Source organism: Actinobacillus minor NM305 (assembly GCF_000175195.1).
Lineage (GTDB): Bacteria > Pseudomonadota > Gammaproteobacteria > Enterobacterales > Pasteurellaceae > Haemophilus_A > Haemophilus_A minor.
Window position 1 is genome coordinate 1 of the sequence record NZ_ACQL01000172.1, and the last position, 19,882, is coordinate 19,882.

The window sequence follows — 19,882 nt, forward strand, 5'->3', positions numbered from 1 at the left end:
TTTCTAGACGTTGATCATTTTAGAGAGTGAAAGTAAACTCCAAGTTATAAAATTTAATTTATAACAGGAATGACATGAAAAAGCTTTCACAACTTTCTTTACTCACTTTACTTGCCTTTTCAGGTGCAACATTTGCAACACCAAAAACATTTACCTATTGTATTGAAGCCTCGCCAGCTTATCTTAATCCTCAAATTGGGACAGACGGGGCGACTTTAGATACTTCTCAAGCACTTTATAATCGCTTAGTGGATTTTGAACGTGGCACAACAAATTTAATCCCTTCTTTAGCCGAAAAATGGGATGTATCTAAAGATGGCAAAATCTATACTTTCTACCTACGTAAAGGCGTAAAGTTCCATTCAAATAAAGAATTTACACCAACCCGAGATTTTAATGCAGATGATGTAATTTTTTCTTTCAGCCGTCAGCTAAATAAGGATCATTATTTCCATAAAGTATCAGGTGGAAGTTATGAATTCTTTTTAGGCATGGATATGCCAAATATCATTGAGCGAATCGAAAAAATTGATGATCACAAAGTAAAGTTTGTACTTAAAGTACCAAATGCCCCTTTCCTTGCAAATATCGCGATAGATTTTGCTTCCATTTTCTCAGCGGAATATGCTGATCAGATGTTAAAAGCAGGAACACCGGAAAAAGTTGATACTCAGCCGATTGGGACAGGTCCTTTTGAGTTTGCAGGCTTCCAAAAAGATGCTTATGTTCGCTTTAAAACCTTTGAACAATACTGGCAAGGTCGCTCTAAACTTGATCGTCTTGTCTTTAGTGTAACGCCAGATGCTACGGTGCGTTATGCGAAATTGCAGAAAAATGAATGTCAGGCAATGCCGTATCCGAATCCGGCGGACATTGAACAAATGAAAAAAGATGATCATTTAAATTTGCTTACTAAATCAGGCTTGAATATTGGTTATATCACGATGAATATGGATAAAAAACCGTTGGATAACCAAAAAGTTCGTCAAGCCTTAAATTATGCGGTAAATAAGAAGGCGATTTTAGAATCCGTTTATCAAGGCACGGGCATGGTTGCGAAGAATCCAATGCCACCTACAATTTGGGGTTACAATGATGAAACTCCTGAATATGAATATAATCCGGAAAAAGCAAAATCCTTATTGAAAGAAGCGGGTTTTGAAAATGGTTTTGAAACAGAACTCTGGGCAATGCCGGTTGCGCGCCCTTACAATCCAAATGCACGCCGCATGGCTGAAATGATCCAAGAAGATTGGAAGCAAATCGGCGTAAATGCCACAATCGTGAGTTACGAGTGGGGCGAATACCTCAAACGTATGGAAAACGGCGAGCACACGACAGGCATGATGGGCTGGACTGGCGATAATGGCGATCCTGATAACTTCTTAAATACCTTGCTCAGTTGCCATGCGGTTAAAGCTGGATCGAATTATGCGCATTTTTGTCATAAAGAATATGATGAATTAGTCACGAAAGCGGCACAAGAATCTCATAAGGAAAAACGCGCTGAAATGTACAAAAAGGCACAAGTGATCGCCCATGAGCAGGCACCATGGTTACCTATTGCGCATTCGACAACTTATTTCCCTGTTCGTAAGGAAGTACGTAATTATGTGGTAAGCCCTTTTATGTCACATAATTTCTATGGAGTCGAATTAGAATAGCCTCTATTTTTTGATAAGCGGTTAAATTTCTGTGGAATTTTGCAAAATTTCCATGAAATTTAACCGCTTTTCTTTTAAATAGCTTGATGTTAAGTTAAAAATAAGTATATTCAATAAATCTTTCATTATTATGTATAACACTTTGGGAGTGAACTATGAAAAAACTAGCGAAATTTTCATTAATCAGTTTAGCACTTGCTTCTGCAACAGCAGTGGCTGCGCCAAAAACATTTGTTTACTGTTTAGAAGCATCGCCGACTTACATGAACCCACAATTTGCCACAGATGGTGGAACATTTGATGCTATTGGTCAAACTATTTTTAACCGTCTTGTGGATTTCGAAAGCGGTAGCACAAATGTGATCCCTTCTTTAGCTGAAAAATGGGACGTTTCTGAAGATGGTAAAACCTACGTCTTTCATTTACGTAAAGGCGTAAAATTCCATACAACGAAAAATTTTAAGCCAAGCCGTGATTTTAATGCTGATGACGTTGTTTTTTCATTTAATCGCCAATTAGATTCTTCACACCCATACCACAAAGTATCCGGTGGAAATTATGAGTATTTCACCAGCATGGATATGCAAAATATCATTGATAAAGTAGAAAAAGTTGATGATTACACGGTTAAAATTAGCTTAAAAGTGCCTAATGCACCATTTTTAGCAAATTTAGCGATGGATTTTGCTTCTATTTTCTCAGCAGAATATGCGGATCAATTAGCGAAAGCAGGCACACCGGAAAAACTTGACCAAAATCCGGTAGGAACAGGTCCTTTCCAATTTGTAGATTATCAAAAAGACTCCCAAGTACGCTATAAAGCCTTTGAGCAATATTGGGAAGGAAAAGCAAAAATCGACCGCTTAGTCTTTGCGATTACGCCTGATGCTTCAGTACGTATGGCAAAATTACAAAAAGGCGAATGTCATGCAGCACCTTATCCAAATCCGGCTGATTTAGATGCATTACAAAAAGATCCAAATATCAATGTAATGAGCCAAGCAGGTTTAAATATCGGCTATTTACACTTTAATACACAAAAAGCGCCTTTTGATAATGTTAAAGTTCGCCAAGCTTTAAACTATGCAATTAATAAAGATGCGATTATCAAGTCCGTTTACCAAAGTGCAGGCGAAAAAGCGAAAAACCCAATTCCACCAACAATGTGGAGCTATAACAATGACGTAGTGGATTACGACTACAACCCGGAAAAAGCAAAAGCGCTATTAAAAGAAGCAGGCTTTGAAAATGGCTTTGAAACAGATTTATGGGCAATGCCGGTTTCTCGTCCGTATAACCCAAATGCACGCCGTATGGCTGAAATGATCCAAGAAGATTGGAAAAAAGTTGGCGTGAATGCAAAAATTGTTAGCTACGAATGGGGCGAATATATCAAACGTCAACGTGATGGTGAACACAAAACAGGAATGATGGGTTGGAACGGCGATAATGGTGACCCAGACAACTTCCTCAATACACTATTAAGTTGTGCAGCTGTAGAAGCCGGGGCGAACTATGCAAAATTCTGTAACAAAGATTTTGATAAACTCGTCACAGATGCGGTACAAACCACAGATAAAGCAACACGTACCGAACTTTATAAAAAGGCTCAAGTTCTCTTTAAAGAACAAGCGCCATGGGTAACGATTGCACACTCAACAACCTATTTCCCAATTCGTAAGGAAATTTCAGGTTATAAAGTGAGCCCGTTCAGTTTACACAATTTCTACCATGTTGATTTTGTGGAAACAAAATAACCATTTTGATGGTGGCATAATATATGCCACCTTTTCAACAAGCGGTTAAAATCGCTATATTTTTTACAAAATTATTATTTACTATGTTTTCATTTATTTTAAAACGCATTTTAATGGTCATTCCGACTTTTATTGCGATTACTTTGATTACCTTTGCATTGGTGCATCTTATTCCGGGGGATCCGATTGAAATCCGCATGGGAGAACGAGGATTAGATCCTGCGGTTCACGCCCAAATGATGGCGCAACTCGGACTGGATTTACCGCTGCCAGAGCAGTATTTCAACTATATTAAAGGCGTATTACAAGGCGATTTAGGCAATTCGTTTCGTAATAACGAACCCGTCTTAAAAGAATTTTTTACCCTCTTTCCGGCGACCGTTGAACTCGCTTTTTTTGCTTTGTTATGGTCTTTAATTTTGGGAATCTTTTTAGGTGTGATTGCCGCAGTAAAAAAAGACTCTTGGATTTCCCACGTTGTAACAACACTCTCTTTAACAGGCTATTCTATGCCGATTTTCTGGTGGGGGCTAATTTTAATTCTCTATTTCTCAACGCCACTTGGTTTGCCGGCTTCGGGGCGTTTACCTTCAGAATTTTGGATTGAAGCTAATAGTGGATTTATGCTTTATGACACTTGGGTTTCAGATGAACCAGGGGCATTTATTGCCGCTATCAAATCTTTAATTCTACCGTCAATCGTACTTGGTACAATTCCTTTAGCAGTTGTTACTCGTATGACTCGCTCTTCCATGTTAGAAGTGTTAGGCGAAGATTATATCCGTACCGCAAAAGCTAAAGGGCTAAGCACAACCCGTATCGTGATTATTCACGCATTACGTAATGCCTTGATTCCTGTCGTTACAGTGGTAGGTTTAATTGTGGGGCAACTTCTTTCCGGTGCTGTATTAACAGAGAACATTTTCTCATGGCCGGGTATTGGTAAATGGGTTATTGACGCGATTAACGCACGAGACTACCCGGTATTACAAGGCTCGGTATTGATTATTGCGACAATCATCATCTTAGTAAACTTACTTGTTGATGTCGTTTATGGCATCGTAAATCCACGTATTCGCCATACTTAATAAACATTTAGGAGTGATTTTTTAATGTCCTCAACAACACTTTCAGCGCCCGTACCTAAAACGCCACTGCAAGAGTTTTGGTACTATTTCTGTCAAAATAGAGGGGCAGTTATTGGCTTAGCCTTTATTGTTATTGTGCTTTTTATGGCAATTTTTGCCGAATGGGTCGCACCTTTTGATCCGATTACACAAAATCGTTCAGCATTGCTACTTCCCCCAATGTGGTTTGAAGGTGGTAATGCAAGCTATATTTTAGGAACAGACGATATTGGACGAGATATCCTTTCTCGTATTATTCACGGCGCAAGACTTTCCGTCTCTATTGGTTTACTTATCGTTGTTATGTCTTGTGTTTTAGGTGTCATTTTAGGCTTATTGGCTGGTTACTATGGTGGCACGCTGGATATTCTCATTATGCGATTTGTGGATATCATGCTTGCTATACCAAGCCTTTTATTAACCATTGGTGTGGTAACGATTCTTGGGCCTTCACTGATGAATGCTGCTATTGCGATTGCGATAGTCTCAATTCCAAGCTATGTACGTTTAACACGTGCTTCAGTGATGAGTGAAAAGAATCGTGATTACGTGGTTGCCTCACGTGTTGCGGGTGCAAATGTATGGCGATTAATGTTTATCGTTATTTTACCAAACTGCCTAGCACCGCTTATCGTACAAATGACTATGGGGATCTCTAATGCCATTTTAGAACTGGCGGCGCTCGGTTTCTTAGGTATTGGCGCTCAACCACCAACACCGGAACTTGGCACAATGCTTGCTGAATCTCGAGGCTTTATGCAATCGGCAAACTGGTTAGTGACTATCCCGGGCTTAGCGATTTTATCTTTAGTGCTTGCCTTTAACTTAATGGGCGATGGCTTACGTGATGCCCTTGATCCAAAACTCAAACAATAGGAGGAAAGATGAGTTTATTAGAAGTGAAAAATCTTTCCGTCCATTTCGGAAGTGAAAAAGCGCCATTTAAAGCCGTTGATCGCATTAGCTACACGGTAAACGAAGGCGAAGTATTGGGCATTGTTGGCGAATCGGGTTCAGGTAAATCGGTAAGCTCGCTTGCCATTATGGGGCTGATTGATTTCCCGGGGCGAGTAATGGCGGAAAATTTAACCTTTAATGGTAACGACTTGCTGGCATTAAAACCAAAAGAAAAACAAAAAATCGTGGGCGCCGATGTCTCCATGATTTTCCAAGATGCAATGACAAGCTTAAATCCAAGCTATACCGTAGGCTACCAAATTATGGAAGCCTTAAAAGTGCATCAAGGCGGCTCAAAAGCCTCTCGCCGTGAACGTGCGATTGAACTTTTAACCATGGTTGGAATTCCCGATCCCACTTCCCGTTTAGAGGTTTATCCGCACCAGCTTTCTGGCGGTATGAGCCAGCGTGTCATGATTGCTATGGCGATTGCTTGCAATCCTAAATTATTGATTGCCGATGAACCAACAACCGCTTTAGACGTTACTATTCAGGCACAAATTATTGATCTTCTGCTTGAATTACAACGCAAAGAAAACATGGCGCTCATTTTAATTACCCACGATCTTGCGTTAGTGGCAGAATCGGCTCACCGCATTATTGTGATGTATGCAGGGCAAGTGGTTGAAGAAGGAAAAGCAGAGGAAATCTTTAAATCGCCTCTACACCCTTATACCCAAGCGCTCTTAAAAGCCTTACCGGAATTTGCCGAAGGAAAATCGCGCTTACAATCGTTGCGGGGCGTTGTGCCGGGGAAATACGACCGTCCACAAGGCTGTTTGTTAAATCCTCGTTGCCCGTATGCAACAGAGCAATGCCGACAACAAGAGCCTGAACTACGAATGGTCAATGGCAGACAAGTAAAATGTCATACTCCGCTTAATGCGGAAGGATTACCTGCTTAATCGGAGAAAAATATGCAAAAAACAGAACAAAATTCACCGCTTCTTGATGCAAAAAATCTAAAAAAATACTATCCCGTTAAGCAAGGCATGTTCAAAAAACCGAAGCTGGTAAAAGCCGTTGATGGTGTATCTTTTACGCTCGAACGTGGCAAAACCCTTGCGGTGGTTGGCGAATCAGGTTGTGGAAAATCAACCCTTGGGCGTATGCTTACCATGATTGAACAGCCCACAGAAGGCGAGCTTTTTTATAACGGACAAAATTTTCTGGTCAATGATAAAGAGACCGCCGCTTTACGCCGTAAGAAAATTCAAATTGTGTTCCAAAACCCATACAGTTCTTTAAATCCACGCAAAAAAGTGGGCGACATCTTAGAAGAACCACTGCTTATCAATACCGATCTTTCTGCTAAGGAACGCAAAGAAAAAGTGTTGGAAATGATGGCAAAAGTGGGGTTAAAACCGGAGTTTTATGACCGCTATCCGCATATGTTTTCAGGCGGACAACGCCAGCGTATCGCTATTGCTCGAGGCCTGATGTTACAGCCGGATATTGTGGTAGCGGATGAGCCTGTTTCGGCATTAGATGTGTCTGTACGTGCGCAAGTGTTAAACCTTATGATGGATTTACAAGAAGATATGGGACTTTCTTATGTCTTTATTTCTCACGATTTATCGGTGGTAAAACATATTGCAGATGAAGTGATGGTTATGTATTTGGGCAGATGTGTGGAACAAGGCAATGTAAACGAAATTTTTGAAAATCCTAAACACCCTTATACACAAGCTTTACTTTCGGCTACACCAAAATTAAATCATGAAGAGCGACAAGAGCGCATCAAATTAACGGGCGAACTCCCAAGCCCGCTTAACCCACCAAAGGGTTGTGCTTTCCATGCACGCTGTCGATTTGCCACAGAACGCTGCCGCATTGAACAACCGCAATTAGAAACCTATGCAGACGGTCGAAAAATTGCTTGTTTTGAAGTGGTATAGTGAGAAAAGAAAATTGTAACCTACTGATTTGTGAAAAAATTAAAGCCATTAGGAATAATCCTAATGGCTTTTTAAATGGAGGGAGAATTACATCATTCCGCCCATGCCACCCATACCGCCCATTCCAGCGCCTAGGTCAGCTTTTTCTTCTTTTGGTAGATCTGTTACCATACATTCAGTAGTAATCATTAAACCTGCGATAGATGCCGCAAATTGTAATGCTGAACGGGTTACTTTGGTTGGATCTAAGATACCCATTTCTAACATATCGCCGTATTGTTCGGTTGCTGCATTATAGCCGTAGTTGCCATTGCCGTCTTTTACGTTACGAGCCACAACAGAGGCTTCTTCACCTGCGTTTGTTACGATTTGGCGAAGTGGTGCTTCCATTGCACGAAGTGCTAAACGAATACCTACATTTTGTTCTTCGTTATCGCCTTTCACTACATCAGCCACTTTGCTTGCCGCACGCACTAATGCCACGCCACCGCCTGCAACGATACCTTCTTCCACAGCTGCACGAGTTGCGTGAAGGGCATCATCTACACGGTCTTTCTTCTCTTTCATTTCAACTTCAGTTGCTGCGCCTACTTTAATTACCGCAACACCACCGGCTAATTTAGCCACACGCTCTTGTAGTTTTTCTTTGTCGTAGTCTGATGTTGAATCTTCGATTTGTTGGCGAATTTGTGCCACACGAGCTTTGATTTGTGCTTCATCGCCAACGCCGTCAATGATAGTGGTATTGTCTTTTGAAATCACCACACGTTTTGCTTGACCTAACTCTTCGATAGTCGCTTTTTCAAGTTCCATACCGATCTCTTCAGAGATAACTGTACCCGCAGTTAAGATCGCAATATCTTGTAACATCGCTTTACGGCGATCACCAAAGCCTGGTGCTTTAACCGCAGCCACTTTCACGATACCACGCATTGTGTTCACAACTAAAGTTGCTAACGCTTCGCCTTCAATATCTTCTGCGATAATTAATAACGGTTTGCCCGCTTTTGCTACCGCTTCTAACACTGGCAGAATTTCACGGATATTTGAAATCTTCTTATCTACTAAAAGAATGTATGGATTTTCTAATTCTACTGTGCCAGCTTCTGGTTTATTGATGAAATATGGCGATAAGTAACCACGGTCGAATTGCATACCTTCAACCACATCTAACGCATCTTCTAAGCCTGTACCGTCTTCAACAGTAATCACGCCTTCTTTGCCCACTTTTTCCATTGCTTGAGCAATTAATTTACCCACAGTGCTGTCTGAGTTTGCAGAAATCGTACCAACTTGTTCAATCTCTTTTGACGTTTCACATGGTTTAGAAAGCGATTTTAACTCTTCAACAACTGCTGCTACGGCTTTATCGATACCACGTTTTAAATCCATCGGGTTCATACCTGCCGCAACTGCTTTTAAGCCTTCGTTTACGATAGCTTGGGCAAGTACAGTTGCAGTAGTTGTACCGTCACCTGCTGCATCATTTGCTTTAGATGCCACTTCTTTAACCATTTGCGCGCCCATATTCTCGAATTTATCTTCTAATTCGATTTCACGAGCAACAGATACACCGTCTTTAGTGATCGTTGGTGCGCCAAAGGCTTTGTCTAATACCACGTTACGACCTTTCGGGCCTAACGTTACTTTTACTGCATCTGCTAATACATTCACGCCCTTTAACATTTTCACACGAGCGTCATTACCAAATTTTACGTCTTTTGCTGCCATTTTTATGTTCCTATAAATTAGTTTTATTTTTCCCTCTCCCGTTTACGGGAGAGGGTGGAGAAAATTCGAAGAATTTTCGGAGGGAGAGGGCATAATTCCCCTCTCTCTGCCAAAATTGCTGAACGCAATTTTGTCTGTCTCTCCCCCGTAAACGGGGGAGAGGAAAATGTTATTCAACGATTGCTAAAATATCGTTTTCAGAAAGAATTAACACTTCTTCACCATCAATTTTTTCTGATTTCACACCATAACCTTCGTTAAAAATAACCGTATCGCCAACTTTAACCGCTAAAGCTTGCACTGCGCCATTTTCTAAAATACGACCAGTACCAACGGCAATGACTTTACCACGGGTTGATTTTGTTGCCGCAGAACCGGTTAAAACGATACCGCCTGCAGATTTAGTTTCAACTTCTTCACGTTTTAAAATTACTTTATCGTGTAATGGACGAAGAGCCATAATTGTTATCCTCTGAGTTAAAAATAAAATACTTTACGCTTATAAGCGTAACATTTTGCTAGATTGGGGATAGGAAAGTGATTTTCAAGAGAAAAATGAAAAAAAACACGCCGAGTGGCGTGTTTTTAAGTGATTACATAATTTCTCCCTTTTTCAAACGGAAGAAATAGCTTTTTGTTTCCTCAATAATCACTTTACGTAAAGCGATAAGCGCAATTAAGTTAGGGAAAGCCATCAAACCATTCACAATGTCAGCAATGGTCCAAATCGTTTTGAGTTCTAAGAATGGCGCTGAAGCAATTAATGCAACAAAAAGGATACGGTAAAATTTAATGCCTTTTGTTCGTCCATTTGTTAAATAAACAAAGCAACGTTCCCCATAATAGCACCAGCCAAGAATCGTTGTGAAAGCAAAGAAAACTAGCCCTACGGTAACAACGATAGCACCAAATGAGCTATCTAAACCTTGTGTAAAGGCTTGTGTTGTTAATTCTGCCCCTTGTGTTTGACCAGACCAAGTGCCTGTAAGCACAATAACGAGTCCAGTCATCGTGCATACAATAATGGTGTCTAAGAATGTTCCTGTCATAGAAATCAGCCCTTGGCGAACCGGCTCTTTCGTTTGTGCAGCTGCCGCTGCAATAGGGGCTGAACCTAAGCCGGATTCGTTAGAGAAAATTCCTCGTGCTACCCCGAGTTGAATTGCCTGCATAACGGTAAAGCCAACTGCACCGCCTAAAGCCGCTTGAGGATCAAATGCCGCATGAACGATTAAGAGAATGGTATCCGGCAATTTTTCAGCATTTAAAATTAAAACGCTCACTGATGCAATCACATAAGAAACTGCCATAAATGGCACGATCACACTTGCGATTTTAGAAATACGTTTTACACCACCAAAAATAATAGCAATCACAATAAGAGTTAGTACGATGGCGCTAAACACGATAGGAATATCAAAAGTTGCTTCTAAAGAGTGCGTGATACCGTTTACCTGTGGGAATGTACCAATTCCCACTAAGGCAACTAAGACACCAAAGAATGCAAAGGCTTTGGCTAACCAGCGCCAATTTTTGCCCATACCCATTTCGATATAGTACATGGGGCCACCTGCGATAAAGCCATCTTTATCTCGACCTCTGAATTTGATGGCTAATAATCCTTCTGAGTATTTTGTTGCCATGCCGAATAAAGCGATAAGCCACATCCAGAATAATGCGCCCGGACCTCCCGAATGAATTGCGGTTGCTACACCAACAATGTTACCTGTTCCGATGGTTGCTGCAAGAGCCGTGGAAAGTGAAGCAAATGCAGAAATATCGCCTGTTTGCCCTTCACTTTTTTCCGGCTTAAACATATAGATAAAAGCACGTAATAATTGTGAAATCTGAATGCCTTTTAATGCCAGAGTGAAATAAATTCCCACGCCAGAAAGAAGAATAAGTAGGGGAGCACCCCAAATAAAACTACTGATTTGACTTAAAATAGTGTCGATTGACATTTGAATAATTCCTCGTAAATTCGGTTTACAAGGAAAGAAAAGCGAAATGCAAGCGGTAAGAAAATGCAAAAATTTTGCAAAATATGACCGCTTGTTAAGATAAAACTTTTCTCCCCTGTCCTTTTGCCTGAGCGTTTCACATTAGTTGCCTAATATTTTCGCCTTCGGCGTCCATTTTCTGCATCAGCAGACTGGATCTCTCCAAGGGTTCGTCCAGTAACAGTCCTCGCATATAAAATGCACCTGAAAGAGTTTACCTCGTCGGTGAAATGTTAATTCATTTCTCTCCAGCTACCTTCATCCGAACATTCTCTTTTAAAAAAGAGATAGGAAATTCTATCAACTCTTTTGGATTCGTCAAGCATTATAGAAAAAAATAAACCCACGTAGCTACATGAGTAATTACGTGGGTTTAAATTATTTAGAATAAATTATTCAACTTTTAAGATACGGCAAGTATTTGTACCGCCTTCTTTTAACTCATCGCCGTGAGTAAGAAGTACTAAGTCACCACTTAATAAGTAACCTTGTTCTTTTAATAATGAGATCGCTTTTTTCGCTCCATCAATAGTACGGCTTTCTTCATCGTAGAATACCGGTGTTACACCACGGTATAATGCACAACGATTTAACGCACGTTGGTTACGAGACATTGCATAAATTGGTAAACCAGAGCTGATACGGCTCATTAGTTTTGCTGTTTCGCCTGAGTGAGTTAATGCGATAATTGCAGAAACGCCTTCTAAGTGGTTTGCAGTGTACATTGCAGACATTGCTACTGCTTCATCAATGCTTGCAAATGTGCCTTCCATACGGTGACGAGAGATGTTGATGCTAGGCATTTTTTCTGCACCTAAACATACTTCTGCCATTGATTTAACAGTTTCAACCGGGTAATCACCATTTGCAGTTTCGCCTGATAACATTACTGCATCAGTACCATCTAATACTGCGTTTGCCACGTCCATAACTTCCGCACGGGTTGGCATAGGTTTTTTGATCATTGATTCCATCATTTGTGTTGCAGTAATAACAACACGGTTTAATTTACGTGAACGGCGGATTAAACGTTTTTGTACGCCAACTAATGCTGCATCACCGATTTCAACACCTAAGTCGCCACGTGCAACCATGATAACGTCTGCGCCTAAGATGATGTCGTCCATTGCTTCTTCAGTTGCAACAGTTTCAGCACGTTCTACTTTTGCTACGATTTTCGCATCTAAACCTGCTTCTTGTGCTAATTGACGAGCATAGTTTAAGTCTGCACTTGATTGTGGGAATGAAACCGCTAAGTAATCCACACCGATTTTCGCAGCTAATTTGATGTCTTCTTTATCTTTGTCTGTTAATGCAGGTGCTGATAAACCACCACCTAATTTGTTGATCCCTTTGTTGTTTGATAATGGACCACCAACAGTCACTTCTGTGTGTACTTTTACGCCTTCAACGGCTAATACTTTTAATTGAACGTTACCGTCATCTAATAGAAGAATATCGCCCGGAACAACATCATTTGGTAGATTTTTATAATCTAAACCTACTGCTTCTTGATGACCTTCGCCACGTGGTAAATCTGCATCTAAAGTAAATTTGTCGCCGATATTTAAGAAAATTTTACCGTCTTTGAAAGTTGATACACGGATTTTAGGACCTTGTAAGTCACCTAAGATCGCAACTGTTTTACCTAATTTTGCTGCAATTTCACGTACTTTGCTTGCACGTTCCATATGATCTTCAGGCACACCGTGAGAAAAGTTCATACGAACCATATTTGCACCGGCAGCAATAATTTTTTCTAATGTATTGCCACGGTCAGTTGCAGGACCTAAAGTGGTTACAATTTTGGTTCTTCTTAATTTTCTAGACATTGATTACTCCATAGAATAGTTTAGATTTTGAAAAAATTTTCTTTTGCAGTAGTTAAACTGCACAAAACGGCGTACATTATACGCCTAAAAAATACGAGTGGGAATAAAAAATAAAGGGGATTTACCATGAAAATCTGGATTATGCGTCATGGCGAGGCAGGATTTAATGCTTCTACCGATAGCCAAAGAAAGCTGACTGAGGCTGGAAAACAGATGGCTTATCAACAAGGGATTTATTTAGGTAAACAGCTAAATAATGAACAAAATCACTTAGATAAAATTATTGTTAGTCCTTATTTACGTACACAAGAGACTTGGTGTGAACTTGAAAAGGGGATGCAAGCGGTTGGATTTTCCCAGTCTTTTGCAAATGTGCTTGAAACTTGGGACGGTATAACGCCAAGCGGTTCACCAGAACAAGTTAGCGATTATTTAGCTTTTCTTGAAAGCGAGGGGGCAAAGCATGTTCTGTTGATTTCTCATTTGCCACTTGTTTTTGATCTAGTTCAACATTTAACGCAATATCAACAGAGTGTTCATTTCTACCCTGCTGTTTTAGCGGAAATTGAGTGGAATGGTATGATTGGAGCGCTGATTGCGGTTGAAAAGCCATAAATAATCGCAAAAAGTGAAAAAATTTGATTTTTTTTCATACTTGGCTAAAATTTAGGCTTCCAAAATGCTCAAAAAATGCGTATGATACGCGCCCTTGACTAAAGAAGCTGATTCATCGGTTGAGGAAATAAACGAAAGTATGATTTTTTGTGCTTTCTAATGCTATCTGTGTAGATATTATTTTGTGGTTAAGCGTGAGATAAACGAAGGGTTAATATGCGAATTGGACAATATGAATTTAAAAGCCGTATTTTCCTCGCGCCCATGGCTGGGATTACTGATCAGCCATTCCGCCGTTTGTGTAGCCAATTAGGTGCCGGCTTAACCTTTTCTGAAATGATGTCTACCAATCCTGATGTATGGCATACTGAAAAATCCAAATTACGTTTAGCACATCATCGTGATATTGGCGTAAATGCCGTACAAATTGCAGGAGCAGATCCAACTGAAATGGCAGAAGCTGCGAAAGTAAATGTTGCATATGGGGCAGAAATTATTGATATCAATATGGGATGCCCGGCTAAGAAGGTCAATAAAAAAATGGCAGGATCTGCCCTTTTACGTGAGCCAAAATTAGTTGAAAACATTTTAAAAGCAGTGGTAAATGCTGTTGATGTACCTGTCACGTTAAAAATAAGAACAGGTTGGGATTTGGAAAATCGAAATTGCTTAGAGATTGCTCACATTGCTGAACAGTCGGGGGTTTCTGCTTTGACGATTCATGGTCGCACACGAAGTTGTTTATTTGAGGGTGTGGCAGAATACGAAAGTATTAAAGCAGTAAAACAAGCTGTTTCAATCCCTATTATTGCTAATGGCGATATTACTTCGGCAGAAAAGGCAAAAGAAGTGCTTGATTATACAGGTGCTGATGCTGTAATGATTGGTCGAGGCGCTTATGGTCGCCCTTGGTTATTCAAGGAAGTGAATGATTTTTTAGAGCATGGAGCATATTCTTCTTTATCGTTAGATAACAAATGCCATTTGATGTTACGGCATGTGGCCGATCTTCACCAATTTTATGGAGAAGAAAAAGGATATCGCATCGCACGTAAACATGTGGGATGGTATAGTGAGAATTTATTGCCTGGCTCAAATTTTAAACGTACTTTCAATGCATTAGATACGACAAAAGCTCAAATAAAAGCATTGGAAGATTTTGTAGAATCTCTTTTAATTGGATAGAGGAAAATGATTGAACAACCAGTAAACAACCCATTAACAGTAACAATGCTGAATGCACAAGCTCAACAAGTGGTAAAACCGCTTCGTGATAATGTTAAAGCAGCATTAAAAAATTACTTAGCTCAGTTAAATGGCGAAGATCCAACAGAATTATATGAATTAGTATTATCTGAAATCGAACATCCAATGTTAGATATGGTAATGCAATATACGCGTGGTAACCAAACTCGAGCAGCAACGATGTTAGGCATCAACCGTGGTACATTACGTAAAAAATTAAAAAAATACGGTATGGGTTAATCTGACTGTTTATTTCATTATACAAACCTCACAATGGGCTAACCATTGTGAGGTTTTTTTAGCCTAAAACTTATAGTTAAAACCTATATTGAAATTACGTCCAATTTGAGGAATATAAGGCAAAAAGGTTTCATGGGCATACACTTCTTCATTCAGTAAGTTATTCGCTTTGAGGAAGATCTCATACTCCCCTTTTGCTAATTTGTTTTGATAAGTAAGCCCTAAATTAAGCATATTATGTCCTTGCGTGACATTTTCAAATTTTGAAATGCGATGTTGCGTAAAGACATGATAATACTCTAATTCACCTTTGAGATTTTCAGTAAAATCACTTTTAATGCGAGCCCCGACCCGAATTGGTGGAAGACGTGGGGTGTACATTTTCGGTTGCTCTTCATACGCTGGCTCTTGTACACGAATTTGGCGCTCAATTCCCATTTCGTTTCTGACTTTAGACGCTGCTCGCCATGGTTTCATTTTCGGATTTTCCTGCATCAGCTTTTCTACTGCTTTGGTAAACTCTGGATTATCCACATAACTTACTTTATCGCTGGTACGAATATCGTGGGCTTTTAAGTAACCTTTTACATAATCACCGAACAGGCTGATATGATGTTTTGGTGTAACTTGATAACCAAAATTAACCTCCACACCATAGAATCGAGCAGGAGCTTGCATATAGCGATTAATGCGTAAATCGCTATCTTGCTTCATTGAAGCAGGCCCTCTCCCTGAGTTAAGTGTATAGAGATAAGTATAGTTGTCAAAATTGTACAAGAATCCACTCAAATAATAGCTAAATTTATCGCCTTCATAACTTAACCCTAAATCAAGGTTATTGGATTTTTCTTTGCTTAGCCCTTTATTACCCATTTCAAATGAGTTTGTTGCCAAATGCATACCGTGTGCATACAGCTCTTGTGCGTTAGGAAGCCTTTCTTGGTGCGAAGCAGTCAGAGAAAGTTTATGATTTTCTTTAAATGCCCAATGCGCACCTAGCGCAAAAGATCGAGCCGTTTCTTTATATGCTTGGGTTAAAGTATAGTAATTATCCATGGCATGAGCTGTTTCCGGTCTTTTACTATCAATATATCCAAGAGAGAGAAACTCATTACGTACCTTTTCATGATCGTAATCTTTGGTAACTTTTTGTTTTTCTAAACGAGCAGAGGCTTCAAAGGTAATATCATTCCATTGATAGCTTTCTAAACCGAATAAACTCCAGTTCTGCATTTTGTTATTGTTTAGTAACTGCTGTACGCCACGATGTTTGTGGGTTGCTGAATCCTCTGGGGATAATGCACTATTTTTTTGTTCAAGATATTGAATGCCCCATATTCCCGTTAAATTCCCGATTGGGCTATGTACAAATTCCAGACGAGTGGTAAGCCCTTTATTTTTAAAGAGATTTGCTGCTTTTTCTCCCTCTATTTCTCCGTGCTGATAATTTACATGGCTTGCGTTAAATCTCAATTTATCTACATACTTAAAAGGTTCGATAATCTCGCCTCTAAAATCGTAACGCTGACTTTTTAAATCGACATAAGGCGTAGCTGATAAGCCGTGGGCATGACAATCCGCCATATTTACGCCCGGATTAGCCCAAAAGAGATGTAGATCATCAGCAAGTTCAGGGTAAGGGAATAAATAGGGATATTGTTGTTTAACACTTTCATCAATAATCCTTACCGCACAGCCTTCATAAATATGATTATGAGCGGGTAATCCATATTTATCTTGGCGCTCGGTATAGGCAAGCCCTAGATAGCCTTTTTCATGAACCCAAGAGATGCCAGCCGTGCCGACTTGTGATTTTGCCCAACTTTCAGGGACATATGAAAGATTTTGATAGCTCATCTCTCTACGATTAAAGGCTTTTTTATCTGCATAAGTGCCATAACGATAATGTGGTGTTTTGTAGTTCCCCGCTTGTTTTGATAAACCTTCAAGATGAACGGCAATGCTCGGATGAATGGCAAAGGTAACACCTGCAGTGGTCAATTTTTCATTGTTATTGGTATTAAAACGGAAGCCCACCTCGCCCTTAAGTCCATTCTGTGGCATGAAATTCGGAATTTTATTATCAAGTACGTTGATTACCCCTGCTGCATTGCCTGAACTGTATAGCAAGGTAGAAGGCCCCCTAACGATTTCAACTTGTTTTGATAATGTTGTATCCACCGTTACCGCATGATCCGGCGACATAGTGGACATATCCACCACATCACTATTATTTTGTAATATCTTGATACGCTTGCCTTCTTGCCCACGAATAATCGGTGCTGAAGCACCTCCACCATACTGGTTAGAATGAATTCCCAGCTCGCTGGATAAAGCATCTCCAAGTGTTGTTGATTTCTGTTTGAATACTTTTCCATCGATCAGCTTATCACTTACATTCGGGCGTTCTCCCAGCAAGTTACTCTCCGCCACTTTGGCTTCGACTTGAATTTCCTCAAGTTCCGCCCCTTCTTCTGCATATGCACATACAGAAAAAAGCGAAATCATGGAAAGCGTTATCGCATTTTTTTTCATTTTGTCTCCTTAGATAAATTTAACCATATTTTTTTTATGGAATAATAAATAAAAAGGAGAATAAAATCAATTAAAGCTTAATTTTTTTATGGGTTTGATAATAAGAAAAAGGGCGTTAAATATAACGCCCTTAGATTGCTGACAAAGTATTTGATGAATTTTATCTCTCACTTCGTTTTTGCTTCTGCCAAATCTCCCCTAACCCCTTGAGGCTCAAAGAGGGGAATAAATCGAGCAAATATTAGACAATAAAAGCAAAATTTAACAAGAAAGCCCCCCTCTTTTGTAAAGAGGGGCTGGGGGAGATTTAAAATTATCAGCCCTAAGACAATATGATTTTAGGGTTTGTCATCAGTCTGGGCGGTTTAAAATAAACCGCCCTAAATTTAACCGCGCTTTTACATTATCTACAATCAGAAGCTATAACCAACGCTTGCGCCTCCCATGTAATGTCCGGCATTATTCACACTACCGGAAACTTTAATTATAACCTTACCGTTATCCGATACTCGTGAATAACCCACTGCTAACGCAGAGGCGTTACGATATGCCCCAGTACCCAAGGTCACTAGGCTTTTACCAGGATAATAGGCTTGCGCCAATGACCCCATTGCTACCGCACTTGCAATGCCGCTACGTAATTTACGATCGACATCGTTGATACGGTTATTCGTACGCTTGAAGTTCATATTCACATCATTCGCCATATTGTTGATACCTTGAGCTAAAGTATTGGAAACTGAATACAATTGGCTACCGTTAATAGCGTCTGTGCTGGTTGGTGAAATTTCACCTGCTGCAACATTTTGGATACGGCGTTCTGAACCTGAAGCCCCCACTGATACCACACCATTTGCTGTTGCGCCGGCAAAGCCACCATAGGTAATACCCCCTACTACAGCGCGCTCTACCGTACCGCGATCGCCTGCCGTCGTGGTTTGACCGACTTCACCATTCGCTTTACGGTTGCGTGTACCAACGCCATTGCCTTTCGTTGCTGTTGTGCGGTCGCCAAGGTACACTGAATTTTCCACAGTATCGCCCATAGCCACAGGTTTTCCTGTGCTATCAACTCGACCACTATTGTTTACATTGTTACCAAGTACAAAGGTATTGCTAGAGTTGATCACATTATTGTTACCCACCGCATAGCTGCCGGAAACTGAGGCTTGACCATTTACCACTTTGCCATCGATATAGTTCGGATCGCCGAACGCACCGGAACTATCCGCTTCAACAATGTTGCCAATACCCACAGAAACAGAGCGTTTACCTGTTGCTTTTGCATTTGGACCAATCGCAATAGAGTAGTCACTTGCTACCGCATTATTTCCCATTGCTACCGCACTTTCGCCCTTAGCATGAGCTTGATAACCCACCGCAGTCGAATGGTTACCGCTGGCTTTTGCGTCTTCTTTATTGAACACATCATCTAAATCAGGATTACGGTTCGTGCCATCGTTAGTGTGGAAATATTTAATACCTTGCTCATTCATATTGCGTACTGCTGAAGCAATGTCATTTTGAATGTATTCCCCGCGACCGTCCACATTATGCGTCACAAACATTGGTTTGCCATCACTATCCACTAACACATTTTCGATAGTTTTCGCTACTTTGCTTGGATCTTTCGCAACTTCATCCTTAGTAAGGATATTACCGTCTTTATCCAATTTCACATCGCCATGCGTTACATCACCCACAATGTTGGTAAATTTACCATCCACGTAGTTTTTATTAACCGCTGTTGTGCCATGTGATTGATCATCAAGATCTTTCAATCCTGTGATAGTGCCGGTTCCTTTTTCTCCCTCTTTAGCATAATCAATACCTTTAGCGGTATAAGCGGCTTCATTACCGTCTATATCCACTAACTCAACGCCTTTGGCATTGTAGCCGCCCACATTGCCATCACTATCAAGATAACCTGTACCGCGCGCATTGTGGTTAGATAAATTACCGTCTTTATCGATAAATCGATTATAAAGTGCGGTAGTTTCTACGGTATTTCCTTGACCGTCATCAATCGTTGAGCCGTCTAAGGTGTAGTTAGCGGTTTTACCGTCCAAGCCTTTAATGCGTGTGCCGTCTTTGGTGATTTCCGCCGTTTCGTTGCCTGTGCCAACGGTGACTTTATCTGTAGCCGTAACCTCCGTGAAGACCGGTTTTTCCGTCATTTGGATTTCTAACACACCATTTTTCACGACTGTGCGTAGGTTATTTGCGCTCGCTTCCGTGCCGGTGTAACCGCCAACAATGGTAAAGACTTCACCTAAATTTT

Annotated in this window: 15 protein-coding genes and 2 riboswitches; of the genes, 9 read left to right on the plus strand and 6 right to left on the minus strand. The window is 40.4% G+C overall.

The window, feature by feature from the left end:
* Positions 1-74: 74 nt before the first annotated feature.
* The 6 genes from AM305_RS11430 (at position 75) to AM305_RS11455 (ending at position 7,403) form a co-directional block, all read left to right on the plus strand.
* Positions 75-1,664 (plus strand): ABC transporter substrate-binding protein, encoded by a 1,590-nt coding sequence (locus AM305_RS11430; RefSeq protein ID WP_005826258.1) that lies wholly within the window; start codon positions 75-77, stop codon positions 1,662-1,664.
* Positions 1,665-1,819: 155 nt separating this feature from the next.
* Positions 1,820-3,421, plus strand: a complete 1,602-nt coding sequence (locus tag AM305_RS11435; RefSeq protein ID WP_005826259.1) for an ABC transporter substrate-binding protein — start codon at positions 1,820-1,822, stop codon at positions 3,419-3,421.
* Between the two features lie 83 nt (positions 3,422-3,504).
* The gene (locus AM305_RS11440; RefSeq protein WP_005826261.1) at positions 3,505-4,509 is read left to right on the plus strand and encodes an ABC transporter permease subunit; all 1,005 of its coding nucleotides are present in this window, start codon (positions 3,505-3,507) and stop codon (positions 4,507-4,509) included.
* Between the two features lie 24 nt (positions 4,510-4,533).
* The gene (locus AM305_RS11445; protein ID WP_005826263.1) at positions 4,534-5,424 is read left to right on the plus strand and encodes an ABC transporter permease subunit; all 891 of its coding nucleotides are present in this window, start codon (positions 4,534-4,536) and stop codon (positions 5,422-5,424) included.
* An 8-nt stretch (positions 5,425-5,432) separates the two neighbouring features.
* Positions 5,433-6,410: a dipeptide ABC transporter ATP-binding protein gene (dppD, locus tag AM305_RS11450; RefSeq protein WP_005826265.1), complete on the plus strand. Its 978-nt coding sequence runs from the start codon at positions 5,433-5,435 to the stop codon at positions 6,408-6,410.
* Positions 6,411-6,422: 12 nt separating this feature from the next.
* Positions 6,423-7,403 (plus strand): peptide ABC transporter ATP-binding protein, encoded by a 981-nt coding sequence (locus tag AM305_RS11455; RefSeq protein ID WP_005826267.1) that lies wholly within the window; start codon positions 6,423-6,425, stop codon positions 7,401-7,403.
* A gap of 87 nt (positions 7,404-7,490) precedes the next feature.
* Here AM305_RS11455 and groL read toward each other — a convergent pair whose 3' ends face one another.
* The 4 genes from groL to pyk form a co-directional block, all read right to left on the minus strand.
* On the minus strand, positions 7,491-9,134 hold the full coding sequence (gene groL / locus AM305_RS11460) for a chaperonin GroEL (protein ID WP_005826269.1): 1,644 nt from the start codon (positions 9,132-9,134) through the stop codon (positions 7,491-7,493).
* Positions 9,135-9,303: 169 nt separating this feature from the next.
* Positions 9,304-9,594, minus strand: a complete 291-nt coding sequence (locus AM305_RS11465; protein WP_005818579.1) for a co-chaperone GroES — start codon at positions 9,592-9,594, stop codon at positions 9,304-9,306.
* Positions 9,595-9,727: 133 nt separating this feature from the next.
* Entirely contained in the window at positions 9,728-11,095 is a 1,368-nt protein-coding gene (locus tag AM305_RS11470; protein ID WP_005826271.1) for an alanine/glycine:cation symporter family protein, read from the minus strand.
* A gap of 112 nt (positions 11,096-11,207) precedes the next feature.
* Positions 11,208-11,303: riboswitch (glycine riboswitch) on the minus strand.
* A 2-nt stretch (positions 11,304-11,305) separates the two neighbouring features.
* Positions 11,306-11,396: riboswitch (glycine riboswitch) on the minus strand.
* A 130-nt stretch (positions 11,397-11,526) separates the two neighbouring features.
* On the minus strand, positions 11,527-12,966 hold the full coding sequence (gene pyk / locus AM305_RS11475; protein WP_005826275.1) for a pyruvate kinase: 1,440 nt from the start codon (positions 12,964-12,966) through the stop codon (positions 11,527-11,529).
* A 126-nt stretch (positions 12,967-13,092) separates the two neighbouring features.
* Here pyk and sixA point away from each other — a divergent pair, with 126 nt between their 5' ends.
* The 3 genes from sixA to fis all read left to right on the plus strand — a co-directional run bounded on the left by sixA (position 13,093) and on the right by fis (position 15,066).
* Positions 13,093-13,581: a phosphohistidine phosphatase SixA gene (sixA, locus tag AM305_RS11480; RefSeq protein WP_005826277.1), complete on the plus strand. Its 489-nt coding sequence runs from the start codon at positions 13,093-13,095 to the stop codon at positions 13,579-13,581.
* 216 nt (positions 13,582-13,797) lie between these two features.
* On the plus strand, positions 13,798-14,766 hold the full coding sequence (gene dusB / locus AM305_RS11485) for a tRNA dihydrouridine synthase DusB (RefSeq protein ID WP_005818587.1): 969 nt from the start codon (positions 13,798-13,800) through the stop codon (positions 14,764-14,766).
* Positions 14,767-14,772: 6 nt separating this feature from the next.
* Entirely contained in the window at positions 14,773-15,066 is a 294-nt protein-coding gene (gene fis, locus AM305_RS11490) for a DNA-binding transcriptional regulator Fis (protein ID WP_005818589.1), read from the plus strand.
* A gap of 63 nt (positions 15,067-15,129) precedes the next feature.
* Here fis and AM305_RS11495 read toward each other — a convergent pair whose 3' ends face one another.
* Both AM305_RS11495 and AM305_RS11500 read right to left on the minus strand, forming a co-directional pair.
* Positions 15,130-17,601 (minus strand): TonB-dependent receptor, encoded by a 2,472-nt coding sequence (locus tag AM305_RS11495; protein ID WP_005826279.1) that lies wholly within the window; start codon positions 17,599-17,601, stop codon positions 15,130-15,132.
* Positions 17,602-18,014: 413 nt separating this feature from the next.
* The coding region (locus AM305_RS11500; RefSeq protein ID WP_005826281.1) for a YadA family autotransporter adhesin at positions 18,015-19,882 on the minus strand (1,868 nt) is incomplete at its 5' end.